Source organism: Streptomyces sp. NTD91 (assembly GCF_059510455.1).
Genome location: NZ_JCAJZW010000014.1, coordinates 110,672 through 134,551 on the forward strand (window position 1 = coordinate 110,672; position 23,880 = coordinate 134,551).

Sequence of the window (23,880 nt, forward strand, 5' to 3'; positions counted from 1 at the left end):
GGTCCTCTCGTCCTGACGTACGTGATGCCGTTCGACTGACGGAATCTGCGCGGAGCGAGTGTTCCAAGAGCAGCAAACGTCAGGGAAGGGTGCGATGGCGCCTGTGTGAAAGTCGGCGGTCCGTGTGGTGCCGGCGCCGGCCCGCGGCCGAGGACGGCACCGCTTCAGGAACGCCCGGCAACCGTCCCGGTCTTCACTTGCCACCGCCCGTCGCCACCAGGAACATGATCGCTCCCGCCACGACGACGATGGCTCCGAGCAGGGTGTGGATCCGGGCGCGACGCAGCGCCCGACGCACCTGCCAGGCGTGGATCAGCTCCAGCAGGGCCCGCCGGCGTGCGGTCGCCCGCGCCGCGTTGACGCGCGCGTCCGCGAGGGCACGGGCGAGTCCGGCGCGGCGCGCCTCGTCGGTCTCCCGGTCGTGCAGCGCGGCGAGCCGGACCACCATCGTGGTGTGGGTGCGGCAGGCCTCCTCCAGGTCGGCCGCCGCCGGGCCGAACGGCCCGAAGAAGGCCGTCGGGGCCGCCTCCATCTCCACGCGCAGAGTGCCGAGGCCGGGCTCCGCCAGCGACCGGAGTGTGGTGAAACGTGGCGTCAGCACCTCGCCCGTGGACCACACGGCCCAGCACACGCCGACCATGCCCAGCACCAGACCGCATGCGGCGAGCGCGATGTCGCCGCCGCCGTGGAGCTTCCCGACCGCCGTCAGGGGAAAGCCCCCGAGGATCACTCCGCCGACGGCTCCGGTGGTCGCGATGGACCAGCGGGCGGTGGCCCGCATGTCGGCGACGGCGGCCCGGGCGGCGGGGACGAGCGGCTGGTCGGCGGTGACGGGCTCCGACGGCTCTGCGGAAGGCGGGGATCCGCTCATGCCCGCTCCTGCTCTCCGGACGCGTCGCCCCGGAAGAGGCTCTCGTCGCCGTCGTCGGGGAGCTGTGTGTACGGCTGCCAGTCCGCACCGTCGAATCGTTCGACCTCGTTGTCGGCGGTGATTCGGATGCTGCCGGTTTCCGGCTTCTCTTCGGGGTCCATGCGGGTGCTCCCGTCCGCTTGCTGTGGGGCTGTCATCGCTTGTCACAGGAGTTGGTGTAGTAGATCTCGACGCGTACCGCGTCGTCGGGCCGGCTGTGGTGGTGGTCCGAAAAGGGGTCCCCGTCCCAGAACTTGCGGGTCCCGACATTCCTGCCGCAGAAGAGCTGGGGCTTGCGCGCCATCAATGCAGCGTTGGTCTGTCCGGCCAAGGTACGGGCGTTCTCCTCGAACTGGGGGGCGCCACCGAACGTGAGCAGCATGCCGATCCTGCGACCGCGGCCGCTCCTGGCCACCTCCCGGGCCACCGCGTCCGTGACCTTGACGGCGTCGGCCGCGGTGAGCCCCTTGCGCAGCCCCGCCTCCGCGGTGGCACCGGAGGACAGCCGGATCGCGACCTGGTGGTAGTGGGGATCGATGCCCCCGACCTCGGTTTCCTTCCTGCCGCCGCCGTGCTTGCCGCTGCTCGCCGGGGAAGCGCCGGCGGGGCCGGCCGGTGTCGCGCCCTCGGGGTGCTCCGGCAGCAAGCCGAGCACGAGCACGAACAGCACCAGGAAGAGGTCGGCGAAGAGCCAGCCGGCGAGGTGGCGCGGTGCTATCGGAGCGCGTTCGGCGTGGTGGGAGCCGTCGGCCGGGGGCCATTCCTCGTCCTCGAACGCCTCCGTTTCCACGGTTCCGGGCCCGGTGCTCACCGGCGTCCTCCGTCGTCGTACCAGTCGTCCGTGTCCGGGCCGTCGTCGTCCTGGGCGGCCGGCCGGAGATCGTCGTCGTACGGGTTCGTCCTGATGTCGGGTCCGTCGCCGGGAGGCCGGACGGCGGCGTGGCCCGGTTCCCCGGTCGCGGCACGGTCCCGGTCGGCGGCCGGCTCGGGCCCGTTGTCGTCGTCGCCGAGCAGCCGCGCGAATCCGTCGTCGCGCATCGGGTCGTAGAACTCGGCGGGTCCCGTGGCGGGGCTCGTCGGGGGCGCGTCGGCCCAGCTCTGGTCGAGGCGGTCCAGGGTGCGCATCATCGCTTCCATGTACATGTCGAGCAGCTGGGTGCGTCCGACGAACCGCTCCATGGCCTCCCGCACCTGCCGGGTCCCCTCCAGCACCACCTCGGCCACCCGGACATGCGCCTGGTCGGAGACCCGGGAGGTCTCCGTCGCCTCGTTCAGCTCGCCGAGCAGTTCCGTCAGCGAGCGCCGGGTGGCCTCCTCGTCCTTGCGCAGCGTCTCGCGCATCGCGGCGAAGTCCTTGATGAGCTGGTGCGGAACCGTCAGCGACTCGCCCATTTTCTGGAGCGCGTCGGCGGACGCCGTCCAACCCCGCAGAGCCTTGGTGAAACCGGCTTCCGGACCGGGGTCGAAGATCTGGGCAAGCCGCTCCGTGGCGTCGCCGAGGATCCGGGTGAGCCGGTCGGTGGCCCCGGTGATCTCCGTGGCCGCCCGTACGAGCTGCCCGCTGGGCACGGCCGCCGCCTGCTGTGACGCGGACACCGACAACTCCAGCGTGATCACTGCCAGTTGTTCGCCCACCGCCCTGCGTACCGCCGCGCGCGAGGCGGACCGCCCTCCCTGCAGGCGCAGCGCGTGAAGTCCGAGGGTGATGGCGATCACCAGGCTGATCAGCCCCACGACCCCCACCACGGCCGCGTTGCCGTAGTCGTCCGCCCACAGCCGCAGAAAGTCGGCGCCGTCGTGGTACTTCGCCAGCGCCGAGCCGAGGGAGAGCCAGGTCAGCAGGATCGGTGTGAAGACCAGGACGTCCCGTACGACCGCCAGCCAGCCCAGGGCCTGCTGCCGGGGCATCGGCGCGTCCGGCACCAGCAGGTGCGGCGGATAGACCCGGAGCAGGTCGAGGCCGATCAGCGCCCGGCCGCCCTGGGCCGCCTCGGCGGCCACCCGGCCCAGCACCTCACGCCCGGTCCCGCTGGGGGACTGGCGAGCCAGTCGCCTCAGTTCCTGCGCCGCGCGGCCGAGTTCGGGGGTGGCCTGCGGCCGGTCGGGGGACTGGGACGGCCCCGGACGGGGCGTGTTGCTGCTCTTGGCGGTCACCGTGCGCCTTTCTCACCTGGGGCGGGCGCCGGGTTCGTCGGTCTCCCGGCGCGGGGGTGCGGAGAGTTCCGCGGGGTACTGGGGTGGGAGGCGTGGGCTCAGGTTCCGCCGGAAGAACTCGTTGCTCGCGATCTCGGTGACCGTCTGCACGGCATACCTGTTGCCCAGCTCCCCGAGGGCCTTCAGCAGGGCGGCCAGCGTCTGGTCCGGCAGGCCGGACCCGGCCATGTGCAGTACCTCGTGCACGTCCCTGCGCGTGACGGACTCACCACAGGTCAGGCAGTGCACAAGCCACTTGAAGTACTGGACGGCCAGGTGCGGCTGCCCCTCCGCCATGGCCTCCACGGCCCGGACCAGGAAGCGGCGGTCGGCGAGCACCTGCGCGATCGGGGGCCGCCGGTCTCGGCGCGTACGCTGGTGGACGCAGAGCTTCAGCAGCTCCCGGGCGAGCGTCACGTGGGCCGTGGCGACGCGGTCGACCTGTGCCAGCAGGACGTGCACGGGCGTGTCGGAGCGGGTCAGCCCGCGCTGTGCGGTCACCAGGTCGCCGGTGGGCAGTCCCGCGCCGTGCGCCACCAGCAGGACGCTCAGCACGTCGACGGGCAGCGCCCGGCGCCGGGCGAGTTCGATCTCCGCGTGGAGGCGCTCCCGGACCAGGGCCGGCTCCGGCCGGGCGGCCTTCAACGCGGGTGCCAGGCCCGGCTCCGTCTCCGCGGCCGTGAGGGCGCCCGGGTCGGTCTCGGCACGCAGAACGCGGCGCAGCGCCTCGGTGTGCAGCAGGTCCCGGACGGCCGTCAGGTCACCGAGGTCCTGCCGGCGTGCGGACCACTCCCGCAGCAGGGCCGTGAGCTCCTCCGGCTTCGTCCGGCGCAGCTGGAGCTCCACCTGGGCGACGCTCGAGCGGGCCCGCAGGAACGCCTTCTCGTCGGGTTCGAGCACACCGTGCGCGGCGTCCTGCAGCATCCCGGCGACGTCCACGACCATCCCGGACGGCGAGCAGGTCCGCTCCCGCCAGGCCCGGACCGCCTCCGCGGTGCTCAGGGGCCGCTCGGGCCGCAGCCGGTCGATGCCCCGGGAGCCGCGTCGGCGGTACTGCCGCAGCAGCCCCCGGGCCGTCGCGAGGTCGGCCTCCTCGCCGGTCGCGCCGGCCCGCACCACCTGCCGTCCGCTTCCCAGGTGCGGTGTGTCACGCTCGCGCTCCAGGAACACGAACCGGGGCAGGCCCGTGCCCGCGTCGCTCTCCTCCCGGGTCGCGAACGTCCAGTCACCCGCGGTCAGCAGGCCCAGCCAGCCGCTGAGCGCCTGGATCACCACCTCCCCCGGGACCGGAGACCCGACGACCGTGAGGGGTCGTGCGGGGCCGTCCAGGACGGCGGCGGCCACCGGGGCCAGCAGCGAGTCCGGCACCTCGGCCGCCATGCGGTCCAACTCGGCCGCCTCGTCCGCCAGGTGGGGCCGCAGTCGGTCCAGCGGAACCGGCGGCAGCCGTTCCTGGGTGCCCTCGGCTCCGCCCGGCGGCAACCAGTTCCAGGCACTGCGGCACAGAGTCAGCGCCAGCCGGAGGTCGAGGTCGTCGGCCGGCCCGGTGAGCACGTAGGTGAGGGTCGATCCGCTGCGGCCGTTGGCGTCCCGCACGGAGAGCTTGCGCAGGACGGCCGCCTCGTCGCCGTAGGTCAGATACATGTGGCCCGGCAGGATGCTGCCCTGTGCGGCCCAGACCAGCCGGGTCAGCCGGGCGTCCCAGCGGACCAGGTCCTCACGGCCCAGTGACGTGGCCACCGGACCCACGCCGTCGCCGCCGGTCAGCGACAGCTGCGACCAGCGGTAGACGGTGAGGTCGGCATAGCTCCTCGGGTCGCCGGGGGCCAGGCTCATGTGCCCTCCAGCGCCGGGTCGTCCCGGTGCCCGCCGAGCCGGGCGGCCGGCCCGGTCAGCACCCCCTTCATCACCAGCAGGGACAGCAGCGGGGCCAGCACCCGGTGCTGGCCGAAGCCGTCGCCGAAGCGGGGTTCGTCGTTCTCGTCCGGCTCCGAGTAGGTGCCGGTGGCGGAGGCGAGGTGCAGGGTGGCGTCCTCACACTCGCGGACCAGGTCCAGGGCACGTCGGCCGCCGCGGGCCCACAGCATCGCGTACACGTCCTCGCTCTCCCGCTCCACGCCGGTCAGATCGGCGTCGGATTCGGTTCCGCCGGGCAGCCAGGGCTCGGCCTCGGCCAGCCGCAGGTGCCGCAGGAGGTCCGACTTGGTGACCACCAGCGCGCACGGCAGCGGCAGCAGGTGCCCGTCGGTGGGGCTCTTCTGCGCCTTGAGCCGGGTGCGTACGGCCGCCACCGCCCGGTCCTCGCCCTGTCCGGAGCCGGGCCTGCCGAGCCGGCGCAGTCCCGGTACGGCCCTGGGGTCGACCACGCACAGCAGGGCGTTGAGGCCGCCGAGGAAGTCGACCTCGGGGCCGGACCGCTGCAGCCGCTCGCCGGCGATGTCGAAGAAGACGACCGTGTGACGGCGGCCGGAGGTCAGGTCGGTGACGATGAGCCCGACCGCGAAGTCCACCGAGGCCGTCTCGGAGGTGACCGCCAGCTCCCGGCGCTCCTTCATCAGCCGGTCGACGGTCGCGGCCCGGTACTCGTTGTACTGGCGCAGATCCAGGGGCTGCACCTCCAGGCCGTACTGGTGGGCCACCCCGGCGTCCATCACCTGGTGGATCATCGCGGCGAGCAGATGGGACTTGCCGGTGGCGGTGGCCCCGATGAGCCCGATGCGGACCGGCGTGCCGTAGGACGGGTAGCGCTCGGGGATGGCATGCGGGGTGATGTGGTCGTTGCCGGGGCAGGTGCGGAAAGAGCGGGCCTCCTGGGCCGTCCGGGCGCGTTCGCCCGCCTCCGCGGCCGGCCGCCGCCGCTCCTCCTCGGGGTCCTGGCGCGTGGCGGGCAGGTGCAGCTTGTCGTACTCGCCGCGGGGCAGGCTGTCCCAGTCGAGGTCGTTCAGGCAGACCGGGCACTCGACGCGTCGGGGCTGTCGGCGCGGTCGCCCGCTCGCGGGCGCTGTGGGCGGTCGCGGCGGCGGGGGGACGACCGGCTCGTGCGTCTGGCCGATGAGCAGGTTCAACAGGCCGCGTATGCCCCGGGTCCGGGGGCTCGGCGCCGGGTGCGATGCGGACGGCGGGCCGGCCGCGTCCTCGGCGGTGCGGGCGGCTGCCGCCGCAGCCGCCCGCGGACGTTCGGCCCGCTCTCCCTCGGCCTGCCGCTCGCGCCGGCGCCGCTGTTCCCGCAACACCCGCTGGCGATCGCGGAGTTGGGCGAAGTCCTTGCGGGCGTCCCGTAACTGCCGCTCGAGTTCCTGGTCCCGGCGCTGCAGCAGCAGCCTTTGACCACGCAGCGGTTGGGGGTCGAGCCACTCTCTGACCTCGGCCGCGGCGGGCAGTCTGGGCGGGTCCTGGGCCGGGCCGGTGTCCGAGAAGATCCGCAGCATCAGGTCGCGGATCCACGCTTCGTGCGGGTCCACCAGGTCCCGCAGCTGACCGCGTGTGGTGCCCTGCGGGAAGGTCTCGCCGGTGGCCATCCAGAAGGCGAGGAGTGCGGCGCTGTGCACGTCGTCCTGCTCGTCCGCGACGCGGCCGTGCCCGAAGTCCGGCGGGTCCCAGACGGTGCGCGGGCGTGCGGGCAGCGTCTCGCCGCGCCGTACGGCCGTGTCGAGGCCCGAGAGCTGCAGGCCGTCGCCGTCCCACCACAGGTGCTCCAGGTCGAGCCGGCCGTGCACCAGGCCGCAGTGGTGAAGCGTCGAGACAGCGGCGAACAGGTCACGGACCGCGCCGTGCAGCTTGCTGTGCAGCGGGTCGGGCGAGGTCCAGTCGGCGATCCTGCGTCCGCGCCAGTCCAGCAGCAGCCGGGGGCCGGTGGGACCGGAGTCGTCCCGGGCGAGCACATGGGCGAGCTGGCGGGGCACGTGGTCGCGGCCGAGCAGCCGGACCACGTCCGCCGTGTTGTCGAACTCCCGGTGCAGACCTGTGGTGTCGGCGCCGGCACGGCCCGACTTGACCATGAGCTGATGGCCAGTCAGGTCACGGCGGTACCGCGTCATGTCCCAGCCGTCACAGATGAAATGGGCGTTCTTCCCGGTCTCCCGGGTGATGCGGAACGGCACCCGCTGCCCCCGTGGCCCAGCGGGCCTCTCTCCGCGGAACTCCTCGCTCAAGAGCCGCGACCTCCCCCCAAGCCGGCGCGCTCGCAATACACACAGGGGCAGAGGTTTACCACATTCCGCTCCACCCGGAACGGGGCTTTGCGCAGGTTCCCGGAAGCCGGTTCCATGAAGCGGGTTCCGTCACATCGGATGTGGTGATGTGCCAAGCTGTTCCCGCCGGACCGGCCCGCGCCACAGTGCGGGTGGAGTCCGGCGCCGTCACGCTGATCCGAGGGGGGCCACGTGGAGAAGCTCACGGCTGCTCGGCTGCAACGGGAGGGGATCGTCCAGGTCCTGGCGGATCTGTACCTGGGCCTCGACGAAACCGGCATGCTGCTGGAAGGCCTCGGTGGCACCCTCTCCCGGGTCGACTACCACGCGTCGCCCGTCGTTCGCTGGTTCCGGATCTGCCGGCTCGCGGAGCACGGCGCGTTCCCCTTCACCCTGGAGGAACTGCTCGACGCCGTCGTCGCCGAGTACCCGGGCGCGCCCCGCCTGGCGGAGTTCCTCGCCGCACCCCGCGGGCCCGCCCCGGCCGTCGGCGCCGGGCTGCCCGACCCGGCCCGGGCGCTGTTCCTGATGTCGGGCCCGCGCACCGAGCAACCGCTGGCGCTGGGCGAGGAGTTCGACACGGTCCAGGACGCGGTCGCCGTCCCCGGCAGCCGACGGATCGAACTGACGCTGCGGGCCGCCGCCCGCAACACCGACGTGGTGTCGGCCCTGGACACGGCCCGGCCCGACATCCTGCACTTCGCCGGGCACGGCTCGCCCAACGGACATCTGCTGATGGAGGGCCCCGGCGGGGGCATGGCACCGGTGCGGACCCCCTGGCTGGCCGATGCGCTCGCAGCCGTCGGCGGGGTGCACTGCCTGGTACTGACGAGCTGTCACCTCGGGCGAGATCTGGAGGACTTCGGACAGTGCGCGGACCTGTCGATCGGGGCCACGTCCCGGTTGCGCGACCGCGACGCGCGCGCCTTCAGCCGGGGCTTCTACGAGGCTCTGCGCCGGGGCAGCGAGGTCCCGGCCGCCTTCGAGCTCGGCAAGGCGCAGGTCACGGTCACCGCCGGGGACGCGCAGGGGCTGAGGCTCGTGCCGGGCGACCGGCGGGCCGGGGCCGGGAAGGAGACCGCGTGAGCGCATCCGCGGACGACCCGGACCCGGGCGGCTGGGCGATCGGAGACCTGAGCGGATTCGACTGGGCGGCACACCAGAGGGAGTTCGACGCCCGCGCCGCCAAGGCCGACCGCGTGCGCAGCGCAGTGGCTGCCGACTTCGAACTGGGCCTGGCGGGCGGCCTGAGCGAGGCCGACGAGACCACGGAGGCCGGCGGGCCGGCGACCGGGACGACGGTGGTGACGGAACGGCTGCTGGACCAGCTGGGCCGGGCCGGGCAGATCTGCAGCGCGTGCCACCACACCTTCCGGCCCGGCGAGGAGGTGACGGTGGGCCGGGACGCCGCGACCGGCTCGTTCACCCTGCGGCACCGGCGCAGGCTGCTGGGCTGCGGCGAGGGCGGGGCCCCGGACCCGCACACGGCTCGGCTGGCCGCCGACTTCCACCGCGGGCTGGACGAGACCAATCCGCCCTCGCGCGACATGAGCCCCAGACGGCTGGCTCCGGGCGACGAACTGCTCACCGTGTACGCGAACCCCGGCGGTGGGCCGCCCATCCGGTTCCGCTGCTGGGCCTGCGACATGACGCTGCGCCCCGGCGATCTCGTCATCCACTGCACATGCTCCCCCGACAGGCCAGGCTGCCTCGGTGCGATCCACCGCGACCCGGAGCGGGGCAACCTCTGCTACGACAACTGGCGGGCCCACAACTCCACCGTTCCGTGTGTAGGAGGCGGCAGCGGCTGATGACCGACACCTCCGCCGCAAGGCCCTGTGGTCCCACTCCCTGCGCCGGCCCTGGGTCGGGGGGACCCCCGGTGCACGCGCCGGTGGCATCCGCCGACCGCTGCGCCACGGCTGCGAAGCCCGTCCTCCGGGCGGACGACGGGAGTCCGGCCGGCGGCCCCCGGGACCTCCCCGGCCGCTACACCCGCCACGCCCTCGTCCCCGGCTGGGACCAGGACCGGCTCGGCTCGGCGACCGTGGCCGTGATGGGCGTGGGAGCGCTCGGCAACGTCGTCTGCCAGTCCCTCGCCCTGGCCGGCGTCGGCCGACTGCTGCTGTGCGACCCGGACGTGGTGGATCCCAGCAACCTCAGCCGCTGCCCGCTCTTCGGCACCGACGACATCGGTCGTTCCAAAGCACGGACCGCTGCGGCGGCGCTCGCCCGCCTGGCCCCCGGCATCCGGGCCGAGGCCCGCCCGGCCCCGCTCGTGTCCGGTGTGGGCCTGGCCGAGCTGCGGGCCGCCTCCCTGGTCGTCAGTTGCCTCGACAGCCGGGCCGCCCGCATCGAACTGGCCGCCCGCTGCAACCTGGTCGGCGTCGGCATGCTCGACGGCGGCACCCACGACTGGGGTGGCCAGGTCGCCTACTTCCCGCCCGGCGGTCGCTGCTGGGCCTGCGGGACACCGCCGGCCGAGCTGGCGGTGGCGGACAGCCCCTGGTCGTGCGCCGCGCCGACCCACGCGGGACTGCCCGTCGGCGCGACCGCGCCGGTGGCGTTCCTGGTCGGCTCCTGGCTGGCCGGTCACGCCGTACGGCTGCTGCTCGCACTGCCGGTGGAGCCCTGGCCGCTGCGGATCGACACCTACGGCTCCACCGTGCCCGTGGCCGCCGCGGGCTCGATGGACACCGCGGCCGGAAACTGCCCGCTGCACGAACGCATCGACCCCGGCACCGTACGGCGGCTCCCCCTGGACACCGGGGCCCGGGTACGGGAACTGCTCCGGCACGCGGAGGACGACGAGGAGCCGCTCGGCTGGGCGGGTTTCCGGTCGGCCGGTGCGCCCCCGGACGCTCCTTCGGCGGCGTTCCGGCTGCGCGACGCACCGGTGGGGGCCACCCTGCGGGAGGTCGGGGTGGCACCCGGGGAGGTGCTGGTGGTGACGCGGCGCGACGGAAGCGGAATGCGGTATCTGGAACTGGGCGGGGACGGGGCGAACCCATGAGAGACGAGCTGAAGGACGAGCTGTACCAGACGCTGGCGCGCGTGCTGAGCCTGCACGAGGCCGAGATCAACCTGCAGGCGATCCACTTTCCCATGGACCGGCTGAACTTCAACGTCAGCCCGCAGCAGTTCTGGGCCCAGCTGCGGCAGTTGCTCTCGGCGGGCGTCGTGACCGACGGAGAGTTCAGGCTGCTGTGGCACATCGCTCCGCAGTTCCCGGGCAACGAGGTGCTGCAGCGCGTCCTGCGCACCGAACTCGGCGAGCGAGCGGCCGCGAGACCCCACGGCATCCCTCCCCAGGGACCGGCACACCCGGGCTACGGCTACGGGCCCTACGCAGTGCCCCCGGTGTCGCCGCCCGCGTACCCTCAGCCGGCTCCCGCCCCGGGCGCCTGGCCCAGCCCCCCGTACTACCCGGGCACCCAGGTCGCACCGCCTCCGCCCCCGGTGGACCACGGCGTTCCCTTCGGCAACGGGCAGCCGGCTCCGCCACCCCCGCACTCCGGGCGGCAGCATCCTCAGGAGAGCCCCGCGGCACCGGGGCACGAGGGACGGCACGAGCCCTCGCCGTCGGCCAACCACCACGTCCTGGTGTTCATCGCGGCCAGTCACCACGTGGAGTTCATCCAAGCGGTCCAACGCACCGACCGCTCCGCGGAGCTGCTCTACGTCAGCTCCGGCGCCGGCGCTCCCGTCGGCCAGGTCGCGATGCTGCTGTCCCAGTCGTTGTCCGCCCAGGAGGTCGGGGCACTGGAGAACCTGCTGCGCCAGGTCGGCGCCCCGGGGGACCTGGAGATCCAGCAGCAGGTCCACAGGCACCGCCCGTACCTGTTCCAGCAACTGCACGCCCAGGGCCCCGACCAGCAGCCCCTCGTCTTCGACAACGTCCCCTCCACCACCACCGGCCACGACATCGCCGCCGCCGTCCTCGGTTACGGAGGGGACGAGCTGCGCGACCGGGTGAGGCAGCGGCGCCGTACCGTCGTCGACCGGGTGCTGCCCGACGGCAGCTTCCAGCGGCTGCCCGACCTGTCCCGGACGCTGTACGACTCAGGGGTGCGCGACGGCGACACCCTGCACGTCTTCCCCGAGAGCACGGCGGGTGCGGGCGCGCCGCACGCGCGGACCCGGGCGATCCTGCGGGTGCGCCGGGAGATCCGGCAGTACGCCGAACGGCACAGGGACAGCTTCCGTATCGACGGCATGGACGACCCCGAGTTCCCCACCCGCTACGACATCTCCTTCGACGCGCCCGGTTTCCGCCCCCCGCCCGCGGACGCGCCCCCCGGTTCGCCCCCGATGCCGCAGAACGAGCACAGCGTGACCATCTGGCTCGGTCCGGAGTTCCCCTATGCGGCGCCCTTCGCGGTCTGGAGGTCCCCGGTGTTCCACCCGAACATCCTGGGGCCCGAGCGACCCACCGGATTTCCGGAGGACGCCCCCGACGGACTGGTGTGTCTGGGACCGTTGCAGCGGGCGTACCGGCCGACGATGGACTTCGGCAGGCTCTGCCAGATGCTGGTCGACATCGCGGCCTACCAGACCTATGAGGTCCGCCACCACAATGAGGGCGGTGAGGGGTGGTTCAACGCGCGCGCGGCGCGGTGGGCCGCCTCGGAGAAGGGGGAGGCGATGATCAGGGCGATCGGTGGCGTTCCGGCGGCACCGCCACAGGAGAACCCGGACGGCGACGATTCGAGCCCGCGGGTGAAGGTCCTGCGGCTCCGCAAGGCGCGCGTGGTCGGCGATGACACCTGACGCCGGTGCGCGCGGATGGCCGGGCGTGGGCCTGGAGATGGACAGCGAACCCGAGGTCGAGCTGTACCGGGGCGACGCCACGCACGTCACCCGCCGGCTTCCCCTGGTGCCCCTGCTGGACGCGGTCCTCGCCTGCGAGGTGGGCGAGTACGCGGAGGACCCCGGCTTCGGTTTCGTGCTGGTCTTCCACCAGTTCGCGGGGCGCCAGCTGTACGAGGGACCGCCCGAAGTGATCAACCTGCGCCCCGACTTCGGCCACGTGACGGTCCTGGCGCACGTCGGGGACGCGGTGGTCTACAAGCGGCGGCACACGGTGACCGGGCTGCTCGGACCGATGCTGGCCGCCGTGGGCCGCACCCTCGACCCCGGGCAGCCGCGCTGGTCGTTCCGCGTCGACTCGGCCCTGCTGCGCGAGTTGCCGCAACGCCATGACGACGCCCGCCGCGCCGGCTTCGACCGCGACACCGGCTTCGGCCCCGCCGTCCGGCGCCCCCGCCGGCTCGCCGACCGCGACCCCTTCCGACTGCCGCCGATCGTGACGGGCACCACGGATGTCGACGTCACCCGCTCCGCACGGCTCTCCTTCGGGGTGCGCCGCGCGGAGGAGCCGGAGGTGCCACGCATCGGCTCCGCCGACACGCACGGCGCGGCGCTGCCCCGCGATCTGGAGGTGCGCCCGGTGACCGTGCTGCTGCCTCCGCATGTCGAACGGCTCCTGGAGCGCGACCTGCCCCTCTCGGACGAGATCGAGGAGGGCGGCTTCCTGCTGGGCAAGGTGTACCGCAGGCCGGACGGGGCCGACGGCCACGTGGTGATCGTCGAACAGGTGCTGCCGGCCGAGCACTCCGGGGCCTCGCAGATGCACTTCACCTTCACCGGGGACTCGTTCCGCGCCATGAGCCGGGTCATGGAGGAGCGCCACCCCGACGACCAACTGGTCGGCTGGTACCACACCCACCTCTTCTCGGCCGCCGGGGGCATGGGCCTGTCCCCCACCGACGTCGAACTGCACCGGGCCACCTTCCGCCGTCCCTGGCAGGTCGCCGCCCTGATCAACATCTCGGGCGGCCGGCGCGTCGTGCGCTGCTACAGCCGGACCGAGACCTCGATGGAAGCGTGCCCCCTGTGGAGCCGAGATGACGACACTGCGCCGTACCGTCTTACCCGTCCTTCACTGGGCCGCCTCTGACACCTCCCCGCCCCTGGACTCCGTGCCGCCGTGCGACGACGGCGACGCGGCCACGGCGGTGGAGCGGCTGGCGTCCGTCACGGCCGCCCGGCTGCGGCTGTCCGACCCGCCGCTCGGCGACCCCCGGCCGGCAGGGCTCGGCGCGCTGCTGCTGGCCACCGCCGTGGCCCTGCGCCACTGCCCGGAGGCGGCCGGCCTCCCGCTGGATGCGGTGTCCCCGCCGGCCTCGGCACGGGATCTGCTGGCCCGGCACGGACTGGTCCGGCGGACGCTGTGGGCCGGCGGCCCGGTGCTCGCGCCCGGCGAGCGTCTCGGAGCGGAGCTGCTGCGACACTCGCCGTTGACCGGTCTGCTGCTGAGCCCCGCCGCCGCGCCCGGCGCCGAGGCGGCGGAGGAACAATCGCTGGAACTGCTGCTCGCCCACCCCGAGGGCCGTACCACCGTCACCACCGCCCTCGCCGAACCCCCCGCCGGCCCGCGGGCCGCGCTGCGGCGTGCCGGGCTGTTCAGCCGCCGGAGGTTCACCCCCGAGGACCGGCAGTGGGTCTACGACGTCTACGAGACGGCGCTGTTGCACCACCGGCCGGTACTGCGCCGCCGCACCGCACACGCGGCCTCCGTACTCGCGGCCGCCGGCCCGCTGCCGCCCGGGCCCGGCGAACGGAACACCGAGTTGGGCCGGGAGCTGGACGAGGCGGAGGCGTTCGCCGACTGGTGGCGTCCGCTGGCCGTGCTGACCCATCGGCACGGCGCGGAGGTGCGTGCCCGGGCCCTGCTGCGGGACTACGACGACGCGCTTCGGCTGTGCCGACTGCACCGGAGTGTGCGGGCCCGGGCCGGGCTGCGCGGATTGGCGGCCCGATGAGCGAAGTCCCCCATCGGCTGCGGGTGCTGGTGCGTTCCGTCGAGGCACGCGCCGACCTGCTGGCGACGCCACCGACGATGCCGCTGCGCGATGTGCTCGCCTCAGGTGCCTGCGTGCTCCTCGACCCGGTGGCGGAGCCGCTGCTGGGCCTGCCGTGGAACCGGTTCGCGGTGGAGCCCGTGGTGGCGTGCCCGGCGGCAGCCGAGCCCGCGGCCGGGGAACCGCCCCGGCACCAGGAGACAGCACATCCGGAACAGCTGGCGGACAGTCAGGCAGTGCATCTGGCGTACTGGGAGCACATCGAGGAGGTGGCGTCCCTGCTCCGGGCCAACCTGCCCGTCCTGGTCGTCACCGAGAAGCTCGTCGTCGGGCACCTCTGGCCGCAGATGACCACGCTCGCCCTGCTGCAGCCGGTGCTGCTGGACGGGCCACGGGACATGGCCGCCGCCGCGGTCGGCCGGACCACGCCCGAGCAGGCGGCGGCCGACGCGGCGGCCGCCCTGGCGAGCGGCCTGGAGGACGACGCGGACCAGGGCTCCCGGCAGCGCCGGCTGTCGCAGTTGCGCGAGCACCTGGCGCGCCTGAAGGACCGCGATGTCGTCGTCCTGCCGCACCTCGACCTGCTGTGCGGCGGGGAGGACCTGGGCCGGCACGCCGAGGCCAGGGAGCTCGTGGAACTGCTGTACGAGTACCCGGACCGGCCGGTGCTCGCGTTCGCGGACACCTCGCTGCCGCTGCCGCACGTGCTCGCCGAGCGGTTCAGCGTCCGGGTCTCCATCACGGGTGTGCCGCCCACGGTGCCGGACCGGCACGAGCCCGGCCGGCCCCGCATCCCGCTGGGGACCGCGCTGGTGACTGCCCAGGAGGCGGCCTGCTTCCAGGGCTTCAGGCCGCGGGAGTTCCACAAGCACGTGGCCGGCCTCAACCCGGTCCGGCTGCGCCAGGCCATGCGGTACGCCCACCGGGTGCACACGGACCGGGCGCCGGACGACCGGCGCCCCACCGTCAAGGACCTGCGCGCCACCCTTCGCTCCTTCAAGGCGCGGCAGTCCACCAGCTTCGACGTGCCCGACGTCACCCTCGACGACATCGGCGGCTACGAGGACGTCAAGAAGGAGATCACCCAGGCCCTGTCCATCATCACCGGGGTCCGCGCGCTGCCGGAGTCGCTGGAGGGGGTGCGCGGCGAACTGGTGCCCCGCGGCTTCATCCTGCACGGCGAGCCGGGCACCGGAAAGACGCTCTTCGCCAAGGCGATCGCCAACGTCATGGAGGCGACCATCCAGGTGATCTCCGGCCCCGAGGTGCTGAACATGTACGTCGGCGAGAGCGAGCGGACGGTGCGCGAGGTGTTCGCCAACGGCCGGCGCAGCGCCCCCTCGGTCATCGTCTTCGACGAGTTCGACGCCATCGCCTCCGAGCGCACCACCCGCCAGGACGGCGGTGCGCGGGTCGGCAACAGCGTCGTGGCGCAGATCCTCACCGAGATGGACGGGTTCCGCCCCGACGTGCAGATGCTGGTCATCGGCACGACCAACCGCATCGACATCATCGACCCCGCGCTGCTGCGCCCCAGCCGCTTCCGCAGCATCCACATCGACCTGCCCGACCTACCAGCCCGGCGACAGATCCTGCGCCACCACGCCGGGCGGTACGGCGTACGTCTGGAGGACGAACTGTTGGAACTGATCAGCGACGCGACCGCCGCCTGGAACGGCGACGAACTGCGTTCCCTCATGCGGGACGCCTCGGTCGAGGAACATCTGCACGGCGTTTCGCCCGACGCCCTGCAGATGGGCCGGCTGGTGGGGCTCCTGCAGCACGAGCGGCGACAGCGCAAGGCGCAGCAGTGACGGCACCCACGACGAGCGGGGCGGGCCGGGCGGCGCCCGGCTGGAGCGCCGAGGACCTCAAGGCCATCCGTACGCTGCGTGCCCTGGGACGCAGCGTCGAGTCGCACTTCACGGGTCGCCGACAGGCCCTGGACCTGCTGGAGATCGCCGTCGTGGCGCAGGAGCACGTCCTGCTGCTCGGGCCGCCCGGCACCGGCAAGACCGACCTGGTGTCCCGGTTCGCGGCCGGGCTTGGCACACGGCCGTTCGTCCGGCTGCTGACCCGTTTCACCGAGCCCGCGGAGGTGTTCGGCCCGATGGACGTGGCCGCGTTCCGTGAGGGCCGGATCGAGACCCGCACCGAGGGCATGCTTCCGCAGGCGTCGATCGTATTCCTGGACGAGGTGTTCCAGGCCGGCAGCCCGATCCTCAACACCCTGCTGACGGTGATGAACGAGCGCCTGTTCCACGACGGTCCCGGCCCCGTCGAGCTGCCCCTGATCACCCTGATCGGCGCCGCGAACGCGCTGCCCCGCGACGCGTCGCTGCTGGCTTTCGCGGACCGCTTCCTGCTGCGGATGCACGTCGCTCCGGTCGCCGGGACCCGTCTGGAGGAGCTGCTGGCGGGACACTTCGCCCCGCACGCCGACGATCCGGCCGCCGACCAGCAGTGGCTCACCGAGGAGGCCCTGAGGCGGCTGGGCCGTCAGGTGGACCGGGTCGATCTGAGCCCGGCCGCCGCGGCCTACCAGGCGCTGATCCGCGAGCTGCTCGGGCAGGGCGTGACGCTGTCGGACCGCAGGATCGTGCGCGGCACCCGGCTGGTCGCTGCGGCAGCGCTGCGCGACGAACGCGTGCGCGCCGAGCCCCGCGACCTGTGGCCGCTGCGCCATTTCTGGTCGGACCCGGTGCACGAGACGGTCGTCGCGGAGACGGTGAGTCGGTGCGCCGGGGTCGTGGACACGGAGGAGGACGGCGTGCAGGATCGGCCGACCTGGCAGTTGCTCGCGGAGGCAAGGCAGCTGGTTCACCGGCTCGGCTCCGCACCGACCGCGGCCGCCACCGAGGCGACGCTGCGCGGGCTGAACGTGCTCCGGCTTCAGCTGGAGCGGCGGCGGCCGCGGGACGAGGCCGCGTGCGCCGAGCTGAGCACCATCATCACCGACACGCTCGAACTCCTGCCCCGTTGAGAGCGGGCCAGGACGACAAGCCCGCTACAGGGGAGCCGACAGGACATGTGCAATCCGCGCCGCGTCAGGGTCACCGCGACCCGTGAGGTCGCCGAGGCCTGGCAGGTCGAATTGGAGCGGCGGGTCGCGATGAGCGACACCGTCGTCAGCGAACTGGAGATCTCCTATCCCTTCGGGGGCACCCTCGGCGCCCGTACCCGCGCGATCTTCGAGCGCGCGCTCGCCCGCGACCCGCAGTGGCTGCAGGCTGCCGACGGCAGTCTGGAACTGGAGCTGCGGGACGGCTCGGTGACCTACCGTCCGGCCACCGGCGACCTCGTCGTGCGGGCCCGGCTGACGGACACCGCTCACGTCGAGGGGACCGCGGCCGAGACCCTCGGCGGCACCGTCTCCGACGTGGCGCACGGCGAGGGCGAAGGCAGCTACTTCGACGACAGCCACTTCGGCCGGACCGAGCAGAAGGCCCGCGAGAAGGCCCGCCAGAGGGCCGAGAGCGACGCGGAGCGCAACGCGCGGGCGGTCCTGGACAGCGTGCGCAGGCGCGCCCAGGAGGCCTCCGCCGCCGCCCGCCGGGACGCCGAGGAGCGGGTACGGCAGGCGGCGGCGGCCGATGCCACGACCCGTCTGGAGGCGGAGCGGGCCCGGGTCCGGGACGAACTCGACGCGGCCAACCGGGTCCGTGTCGAGCAGCTCGGACAGGACGTGCTGCGGGCGGTCAACGCCGTGCTGGCGACCGCGTACCGGGAGGCGCTGGTCGCGTACGCCCGCGAGCACGGGGCACGGAACGTGCAGGTCGACGAGTCGGACGGCTGCGTCGACATCGAGTTCGAGATGGGGACGTGAGCCATGCGGGTCAGGGTGCGGTTCCGTTTCAACGCCGCCTCCGGGGAGGTGGAGTTGTTCCAGGTCGAGGACATCGACGCCGGCCGGGCGGGCGGTGTGCGGGCGGCGGGGGCCGAGCACGACGCCGAGCACGACCGGATCAGCGCGGAGATCGGCGCGGTCGCCGCGTGCCGGCCCGAGGTCGAGGAGGTGCGACCGGTCGAGCCGGCGTTCCGGGCGGATGCCTCGCTCTGGTCACCCGTCAGACGCGTCGGGGACGGCTACCGGGACGAGGAGCAGGAGTCCGAGGACGCAGAGCGGGGCACGCAGTGAGCCGCCGCGCCGACCTGTTGCTGCGCGCCGCCCGCGCGTATGCCGAGGCAGGCGCCCACGCGGACGCGGCCCGCTGCTACGACGCGTTGGGCCGGCGGTGGAGCGCGGCGGACGCCTACCACCGCGCGGGAGACCTGGAACACGCGGCCGAGACCTACCGCAAGGCCGGCCACCCGGATCGCGCCGCCGACTGCTACCGGCTGCTCGGCCGACCCGACCGGGCCGCCCGCTGCTGGCAGGACGCGGGCAGGCCGCTGGAGGCGGGCTGGGAACTGCTGCTGGCCGGCCGGCCGACCGCGGCCGGCTCGCTGCTGGCGACGGCCGCCCGCGCCCCGGCCACCGGACCGGCTCCGCTGCTGCGCCTGAAACTCGCCGTAGCCCTGCACCGCAGGCTCGCGCAACCCGCCCCGCAGGGTCCGCTGCGCCACGACGGCCCCCTGCTCGGCCTGCTCAGGGAGGCCGAGGCGCTGATCCCCACCCTGTCCGCCCACACCGAGCGGCTGCGGCTGCTGGACTGGGGGGTGGCCGCGGCCGATCGGATCGAGCGGTTCGACCGGGCCGCCGGGCTGTTCGAGGCCGCCTACCGGGCGCGCCCGGACCAGGCGGCGGGGCGGCCCGAGGTGCTGGCCCGGTGGCAGGAGTGGGCAGCGCTCCGGCTCGGCGACACCGCCTGGCTGCCCACCGCCTCGGGGTGAGCCGTGTCGGAATCGTGGGGTGTCGGCAGCGGCCGACCACATCAGGACCTCGGCGCGGCATACGCCGGGCCGCCCCGGCACGACGGCGTCCGCTGGCGCTGCGCGGGCCGTTTCGTCTCTGCCGGGCAGACGCTGGCCGCGCTCGGCTCGCTGTACGGCGCGGGCGCGGCGGACTGGGCCTGCCACCGGCAGCCCGGACCGAGCGCGGGAGACCGGTCGGCCTACTGGCTGCTGACGACGCTGCCCGGCCCGGCCGCCGCCGATGTCATCGCGCTGCACGGCGGGCGGCCCGCGCCGCTGGACAGCCCACACTCCCGGGACGCCGAGGAGGTGCGGTCCTGGCCGGAGGTGACGGTGGTCGAACTGCTGGCCGCCTTCCCCACCCACGGACCCCCCTCGACCGGCCACACCCTGCTGTACGTGCTGACGGCGCCGGCCCTGCTGGCGACCGTGGTGCGGCTGGCCCAGTCGGCGCGGGCCGAGGTGTCGTTCGTACGGACCCGGACGCGTCCGCTGTTCCCGGACACCCGGCCGGCGCCCTCGGAGGACCGCCTGCTGGTGCTGCTGCGCGCCCGTGCCGCCGGGGACGGTCCGGGGTTTTTGGACACCGACCCTGCGTTGCCCGACGGACTCGTTCACTCGCTGCTCTCCTTGCCCCGCACCTCCGTCTGTCGCCCGGCCGCCCACTGCGCCCGGCTGCTGCTGGAGGTGCGACTGGACGCACCGCTCGACGAGGCGGTCCTGCGGCCCGATGTGGCCGATGGGGAGCTGTGGCTGCTCGGGGACTCGGGTGAACAGCCACCCGTCGCACTGCGGCTGCTGAGCAGCCCGGCACCGCTCGAGGTCCAGCGCCTGCCGGACGCGCCCGCGGCCGCCGCCCGGCAGCCGGCCTGCCCGCCTGCCGTTCCGCCCGAGGTCCGTGTACGGGTGGCACCGCGTCCCGACGCGGACACACGGGTGGACGCGGTCCTGCTCACGGATTCCGAACTGCCTTTACTGCGTCGCCTGTTGCTCGGCCGGACGCTGGCCGAGCAGGCCTTCCTGGCCGTGGGGGACGGCGTCCATCTGCTGGTCGACGCGACGGGCATGGCAGCCTCCGTGCCGTTCGGCGCGCCCCTGCGCCGGGTGGGGCCGGGAGCCTGCTTCGTCCAGTCAGGCTTCGAGCTGGTGCCCGAGCTTCCCGCCGGGGCGCGTATCCGTGCGCTGGGACTGCGGACGGGCGTGGCGGTGGCGTGCTGGCAGGGCGGGCGGTCCGTCTTCCGGCTCGACCCGCTCGTGCCGGCATGGACCCTGTGGACCCCGCCGGAGCCACCGATCACGGCCCCCGGCCTGTCCGAGGTGGCCCTCGAACTCCTCGTGGCCTTCGAGGAGCTGACGGCCGACCGGCCGAGCGTGCCGACTTCGCCGCAGGACCAGGTCCTGCTTCCCGACCCGGACGAAGAGGACGTCACCCCGGCGCTGGAACGGGCGGCCCGGCTGCGTGCCGAGGGGCATCTGCTGGAGGCCGCCGAGGCGTACCGCGCGGCCGGCGACCCGCTGGAGGCCGGCCGCCTGTTCGAGCAGGCTGCCCTGCGGCTCGGGGACGCGGAGTGAGCACACAGATCTCGGACCACCTGCCGCGCCGCCGCTGGTTCCGGGAGACTGCGGACGACTGTGGCGGGCTCTGTCCCGACGGCACGGTGTACCTGCGCTCCGCTGCGGGGGCCCTGGACGCGGTGGACGACGGCGGACGCACCGTCTGGTCGGTGCCGGCGGACGGTCCGATGCCGGTGACGGCGGCCTGGGCGGAACGGGCCGGCGAGGTACTGGTGTTCACGGGCGGCTCGGTGGTCCGCGCCTTGGACGCCCTCACCGGTACCGAGCGCCTCCGATTCCGTGCGGTCCGGGGAACAGCCGGCCGAGGGCTCGCGGTCGCCCCGGACGGGCTGCGCACCGCCCTGCTCTCCGGGCCCGGAACCGTGACGGTGCGCCACCGCCGCACCGGCGCGTCCGTCCACCTCCCGGTCGGCGGCCCGGTGGCCGACCTGGTGTGGGACCCCGGCGGCCGGCTGCTGTGCGTGGCCACCACGACCGCGCTGCAGCTGTGGAGTCCGGCGGCGCGCAGTCCGCACGCCACCCCCTGCGCCGGGCGCACCGGTGTGCACGCGGTCGCCTGGTCTCCCGACCGCAGAACCCTCGCCTTCGCCGACGCCGAGGGCGTGCACCTGGCAGACGCCCACGGCACGGAGGTCCCGGCCTCCCGTGCCGTCACCGGGGTGTACGGCCTCGGATTCAGCCGCACCGGCCGCTTCCTCGCCGTCGCAGCCGCCGGCGGTGTGCTGGTCCTCGACCCGGCGCTGCGACAGGTCTCCGAGATCCCGGCCGCGCCGCGCTCCGGGGCCGACTTCGGCGTCTGCGCGGCGGGCCGGCTGCTGGTGCGGACGGAGCACGACGCCACGGTGGGATACGCGCTGTGGGAGCTGCCCGACGCGGGCGAGCCGTCGACCGGCCGGCGCGCGGACGCGGCCGTGCGCCGCTGGGTGGCCGCGATGTGCGGTTCGGTGGGACGCCGGCTCCCCGCGGAGGGAGGGACGGCCGCCCTCACCGCGGGACCACCGCGCCCGTTCGCCTCGGAGGTGGACGCGCAGGGCGCGGACGGGAGCGAGACGACGAGCACGCAGGAGGGCGCGGACGAGGGCACCAAGGAACGGGAGGCGCCGGCGCGGCAGGGCGCAGCCGAGGGCGGCATCCGGCGCCCGCTGGCTCCCGGCTTCGCCTGGCTGAACGCGGACGCCACCGTCGCCGAGTCGCGGCCGGGGCTGCTCTCGCTCACCGTCCCCGGTGTGCCGAGGCCGGTGTGGACGGCGGCTGTGCCGACCGGGTCCTGGGGGGCGGTCGACATCGAGCCCTCCGCCGAGGCTCTCGCCCCTGCCGCCGCCTCCGCGTCCCGAGCCGCCCTCGCCGTCGCCACCCGGCAGGGTGCCGCGCCGCTGAGCGTGCTGGACGCGGCCACGGGCACCGTCCTCGCCCGCTGCCCCGGCGGTCAGGCGCCGGTGTGGTGCCCCACCGGGGGCGCGCGACTGGTCGTACCCGAGCCCGGTCCCCGTCCGGCCCATCTGTACCTGTACGACTTCAGCGAACCCTCGTCCCCGGTCCGCCCGGTGAGCCGCCCCGTGCCCCGGCGGGTCGGACGGCCCGCCTGGTCGCCGGACGGTTCCCGGCTGGCGGCCGGCACCCTGGGCGAGGTACTGCTGTGGCGCATGCCGGAGTTCACCCGGACCAGCCCGCGACTGAGGCTGCGGTCCGGCGCCTTCGCGACCCGGGTCGCCTGGTCCCCCGACGGCTCCTGGCTGGCCGCCACCCCGGAGGCCGGACAAGGCCCCATCGTGGTCTGGGAGACCGCGGACTGGCAGATCCACCGGGAGCTGGGCGCCCCGGGCGGCGTCGGCTGGGCACCCGCCCTTGCCTGGTCGCCGGACGGCAGGCTGCTGGCGGCCCCGGGCCCCGGCAGGTCACCGTCCGCCGTGCAGATCTGGGACGTGACGGAGGGCGCGGTGCTGCTCACCCTCGAACCCACGCGGGTACCGGGCCCGCTGTGGGCGGTCCGCTGGTCGCCGGACGGACGTCGCCTCGTCACCACGTACGGCGGTGGCACCGTGCTCCTCTGGGAGCTGCACCCCGCCGGCGCTCTCTCGGCCACCGTGCCGCTTCCCCTGCCCGCGCCCCGGCTGGCCGAACTGGGCGGCGCGGCAGCTGCCGCCGAGGCGGCCGTCCCGTTGTCGGTCCTCGCCGAACTGGCCGGCCTGCTCGGCGCTCCCGCCGCCGACCGGCCCACCGGACCCACGGGGCTGTTGTACGGAACCCGTGCGGCCGCGGCACTGCGCGCTCTGAACTGGCCGCCCGAGGCGCACCCCGCCCTGGCCGCCGTCGCGGCCTCCCAGCTCCCGCCGGACGTCCGGTTCGCGGCACCGTCCGGCGTCCCGGGCGCCGAACTGCGCGCGGCGCTGCGTCGCGGACTCACCGGCCCCGCGCAGGACCTTCCCGGGCTCCCGTCCGCTGCGGGTGACTTGGCGGTCGCACTGGAGCGGACCCGGACAGCCCTGCTGCCCGCCCTGCGGCTTCTCGGCCCCGACGCCGTACGGCAGGACCCGGGTCTGGTGCACCGGGTGGCCCGGGGGCTGGGCCGGCCCGGCCCGGTCCTCGACGGACGTCACCCCGTCGCCGGACTGCGGCTTCCCAAGTCTCCCGTGGGGGACGGGATCACCGGCCCGACCGCGGCCGGAGATCCCGCGGACCTGGTGCGGCACGGCCCGCCGGACCGCATGGTGCCCAGTCAACTGACGCTTCCGGGCGATGTGCTGGCGGCTCTCCACGCACAGGCCGCGCTGCTCTACCGGACCCGCCGCAGTGCCGCGCCGCCCGCGACGCGCAGTGCCGTGCTCGTGCTCGACACCGGCCCGGCGGCCCACGGGCGCGTCGGCACCTGTCTGCGGGTGTGCGCACATGCCCTGGCCGACGCGCTGGCCGGCGCGGGCCGCCAGGTGGAGCTGATCGGGCTCGACGGGCTGACCGGCCCGGTGCCGCTGACCGGGCCGAGCGGTCTGCGCCGGCTGTGGCAGGTGGTGCCGCCCGCGCCGCCGGATCCGGTACGGGTGGCGGAGCTGACGAACGCCTCCTTGGCGAGGTTGGCGGCGGGCACCGGCGGCGCCCCGCGCGCCGTGCTGCTCACCCATCCCCACCAGGCGCGCCTCTGCGTCCCCGGTCTGCTCACGATCCGCGTCCACTATCCGGGTGTGCCCACGACGAGCGAGGAGGCCGACTGCTGGACGCTGGCACCCGATCCGGTCCCGGAACGCCTGACGGACGTGCTGACGTCCGTGTTGGCGGAACTGTAGTCCCGCCCGCCGACGGT

Annotated in this window: 19 protein-coding genes; 13 read left to right on the forward strand and 6 right to left on the reverse strand. The window is 74.4% G+C overall.

Annotated features, from left to right (window positions below; translation table 11 throughout):
• Positions 1 to 193 precede the first annotated feature (193 nt).
• From AC5WRT_RS17225 to AC5WRT_RS17250, 6 genes are read right to left on the reverse strand one after another with little or no spacing between them, the layout of a single operon-like run.
• Entirely contained in the window at positions 194 to 871 is a 678-nt protein-coding gene (locus AC5WRT_RS17225) for a hypothetical protein (RefSeq protein WP_496094268.1), read from the reverse strand.
• Positions 868 to 1,032 carry a hypothetical protein gene (locus AC5WRT_RS17230; RefSeq protein WP_496094267.1) on the reverse strand — a complete coding sequence of 55 codons (165 nt, stop codon included), beginning with the start codon at positions 1,030 to 1,032 and terminating at the stop codon, positions 868 to 870. The genes AC5WRT_RS17225 and AC5WRT_RS17230 overlap by 4 nt, the downstream gene beginning before the upstream one ends.
• A gap of 32 nt (positions 1,033 to 1,064) precedes the next feature.
• Entirely contained in the window at positions 1,065 to 1,721 is a 657-nt protein-coding gene (locus AC5WRT_RS17235; RefSeq protein ID WP_496094266.1) for a hypothetical protein, read from the reverse strand.
• Positions 1,718 to 3,064, reverse strand: coding sequence for a hypothetical protein (locus tag AC5WRT_RS17240; RefSeq protein ID WP_496094265.1), 1,347 nt, complete (start codon positions 3,062 to 3,064; stop codon positions 1,718 to 1,720). The genes AC5WRT_RS17235 and AC5WRT_RS17240 overlap by 4 nt, the downstream gene beginning before the upstream one ends.
• A 12-nt stretch (positions 3,065 to 3,076) precedes the next feature.
• A complete protein-coding gene (locus tag AC5WRT_RS17245) occupies positions 3,077 to 4,939 on the reverse strand; it encodes a hypothetical protein (RefSeq protein WP_496094264.1) in 1,863 nt (620 codons plus the stop codon).
• Positions 4,936 to 7,203 carry a hypothetical protein gene (locus AC5WRT_RS17250; RefSeq protein ID WP_496094263.1) on the reverse strand — a complete coding sequence of 756 codons (2,268 nt, stop codon included), beginning with the start codon at positions 7,201 to 7,203 and terminating at the stop codon, positions 4,936 to 4,938. Before AC5WRT_RS17250 ends, AC5WRT_RS17245 begins: the two co-directional genes overlap by 4 nt.
• A gap of 282 nt (positions 7,204 to 7,485) precedes the next feature.
• Between AC5WRT_RS17250 and AC5WRT_RS17255 the strand changes: the two genes are divergently transcribed.
• The 13 genes from AC5WRT_RS17255 (at position 7,486) to AC5WRT_RS17315 (ending at position 23,863) form a co-directional block, all read left to right on the forward strand.
• Positions 7,486 to 8,379, forward strand: coding sequence for an effector-associated domain EAD1-containing protein (locus tag AC5WRT_RS17255; protein ID WP_496094262.1), 894 nt, complete (start codon positions 7,486 to 7,488; stop codon positions 8,377 to 8,379).
• Entirely contained in the window at positions 8,376 to 9,104 is a 729-nt protein-coding gene (locus AC5WRT_RS17260; protein ID WP_496094261.1) for a hypothetical protein, read from the forward strand. Before AC5WRT_RS17255 ends, AC5WRT_RS17260 begins: the two co-directional genes overlap by 4 nt.
• 83 nt (positions 9,105 to 9,187) lie before the next feature.
• On the forward strand, positions 9,188 to 10,306 hold the full coding sequence (locus AC5WRT_RS17265; RefSeq protein WP_496094260.1) for a HesA/MoeB/ThiF family protein: 1,119 nt from the start codon (positions 9,188 to 9,190) through the stop codon (positions 10,304 to 10,306).
• Positions 10,303 to 12,063 (forward strand): ubiquitin-conjugating enzyme family protein, encoded by a 1,761-nt coding sequence (locus AC5WRT_RS17270; protein WP_496094259.1) that lies wholly within the window; start codon positions 10,303 to 10,305, stop codon positions 12,061 to 12,063. Before AC5WRT_RS17265 ends, AC5WRT_RS17270 begins: the two co-directional genes overlap by 4 nt.
• Positions 12,053 to 13,252, forward strand: a complete 1,200-nt coding sequence (locus tag AC5WRT_RS17275) for a JAB N-terminal domain-containing protein (protein WP_496094258.1) — start codon at positions 12,053 to 12,055, stop codon at positions 13,250 to 13,252. Before AC5WRT_RS17270 ends, AC5WRT_RS17275 begins: the two co-directional genes overlap by 11 nt.
• Positions 13,200 to 14,117, forward strand: a complete 918-nt coding sequence (locus AC5WRT_RS17280) for a hypothetical protein (protein ID WP_496094257.1) — start codon at positions 13,200 to 13,202, stop codon at positions 14,115 to 14,117. The genes AC5WRT_RS17275 and AC5WRT_RS17280 overlap by 53 nt, the downstream gene beginning before the upstream one ends.
• A complete protein-coding gene (locus AC5WRT_RS17285; RefSeq protein ID WP_496094256.1) occupies positions 14,114 to 15,970 on the forward strand; it encodes an ATP-binding protein in 1,857 nt (618 codons plus the stop codon). The genes AC5WRT_RS17280 and AC5WRT_RS17285 overlap by 4 nt, the downstream gene beginning before the upstream one ends.
• Positions 15,967 to 17,139, forward strand: a complete 1,173-nt coding sequence (locus AC5WRT_RS17290; protein WP_496094255.1) for an AAA family ATPase — start codon at positions 15,967 to 15,969, stop codon at positions 17,137 to 17,139. Before AC5WRT_RS17285 ends, AC5WRT_RS17290 begins: the two co-directional genes overlap by 4 nt.
• Before the next feature lie 45 nt (positions 17,140 to 17,184).
• Positions 17,185 to 17,982 (forward strand): hypothetical protein, encoded by a 798-nt coding sequence (locus AC5WRT_RS17295; RefSeq protein ID WP_496094254.1) that lies wholly within the window; start codon positions 17,185 to 17,187, stop codon positions 17,980 to 17,982.
• Between the two features lie 3 nt (positions 17,983 to 17,985).
• Positions 17,986 to 18,294, forward strand: a complete 309-nt coding sequence (locus AC5WRT_RS17300) for a hypothetical protein (RefSeq protein WP_496094253.1) — start codon at positions 17,986 to 17,988, stop codon at positions 18,292 to 18,294.
• Positions 18,291 to 18,989 carry a hypothetical protein gene (locus AC5WRT_RS17305; protein ID WP_496094252.1) on the forward strand — a complete coding sequence of 233 codons (699 nt, stop codon included), beginning with the start codon at positions 18,291 to 18,293 and terminating at the stop codon, positions 18,987 to 18,989. The genes AC5WRT_RS17300 and AC5WRT_RS17305 overlap by 4 nt, the downstream gene beginning before the upstream one ends.
• A 3-nt stretch (positions 18,990 to 18,992) precedes the next feature.
• Positions 18,993 to 20,582 carry a DUF8588 domain-containing protein gene (locus AC5WRT_RS17310; RefSeq protein ID WP_496094251.1) on the forward strand — a complete coding sequence of 530 codons (1,590 nt, stop codon included), beginning with the start codon at positions 18,993 to 18,995 and terminating at the stop codon, positions 20,580 to 20,582.
• Positions 20,579 to 23,863, forward strand: coding sequence for a hypothetical protein (locus tag AC5WRT_RS17315; RefSeq protein ID WP_496094250.1), 3,285 nt, complete (start codon positions 20,579 to 20,581; stop codon positions 23,861 to 23,863). Before AC5WRT_RS17310 ends, AC5WRT_RS17315 begins: the two co-directional genes overlap by 4 nt.
• The last annotated feature ends 17 nt before the right edge of the window (positions 23,864 to 23,880 follow it).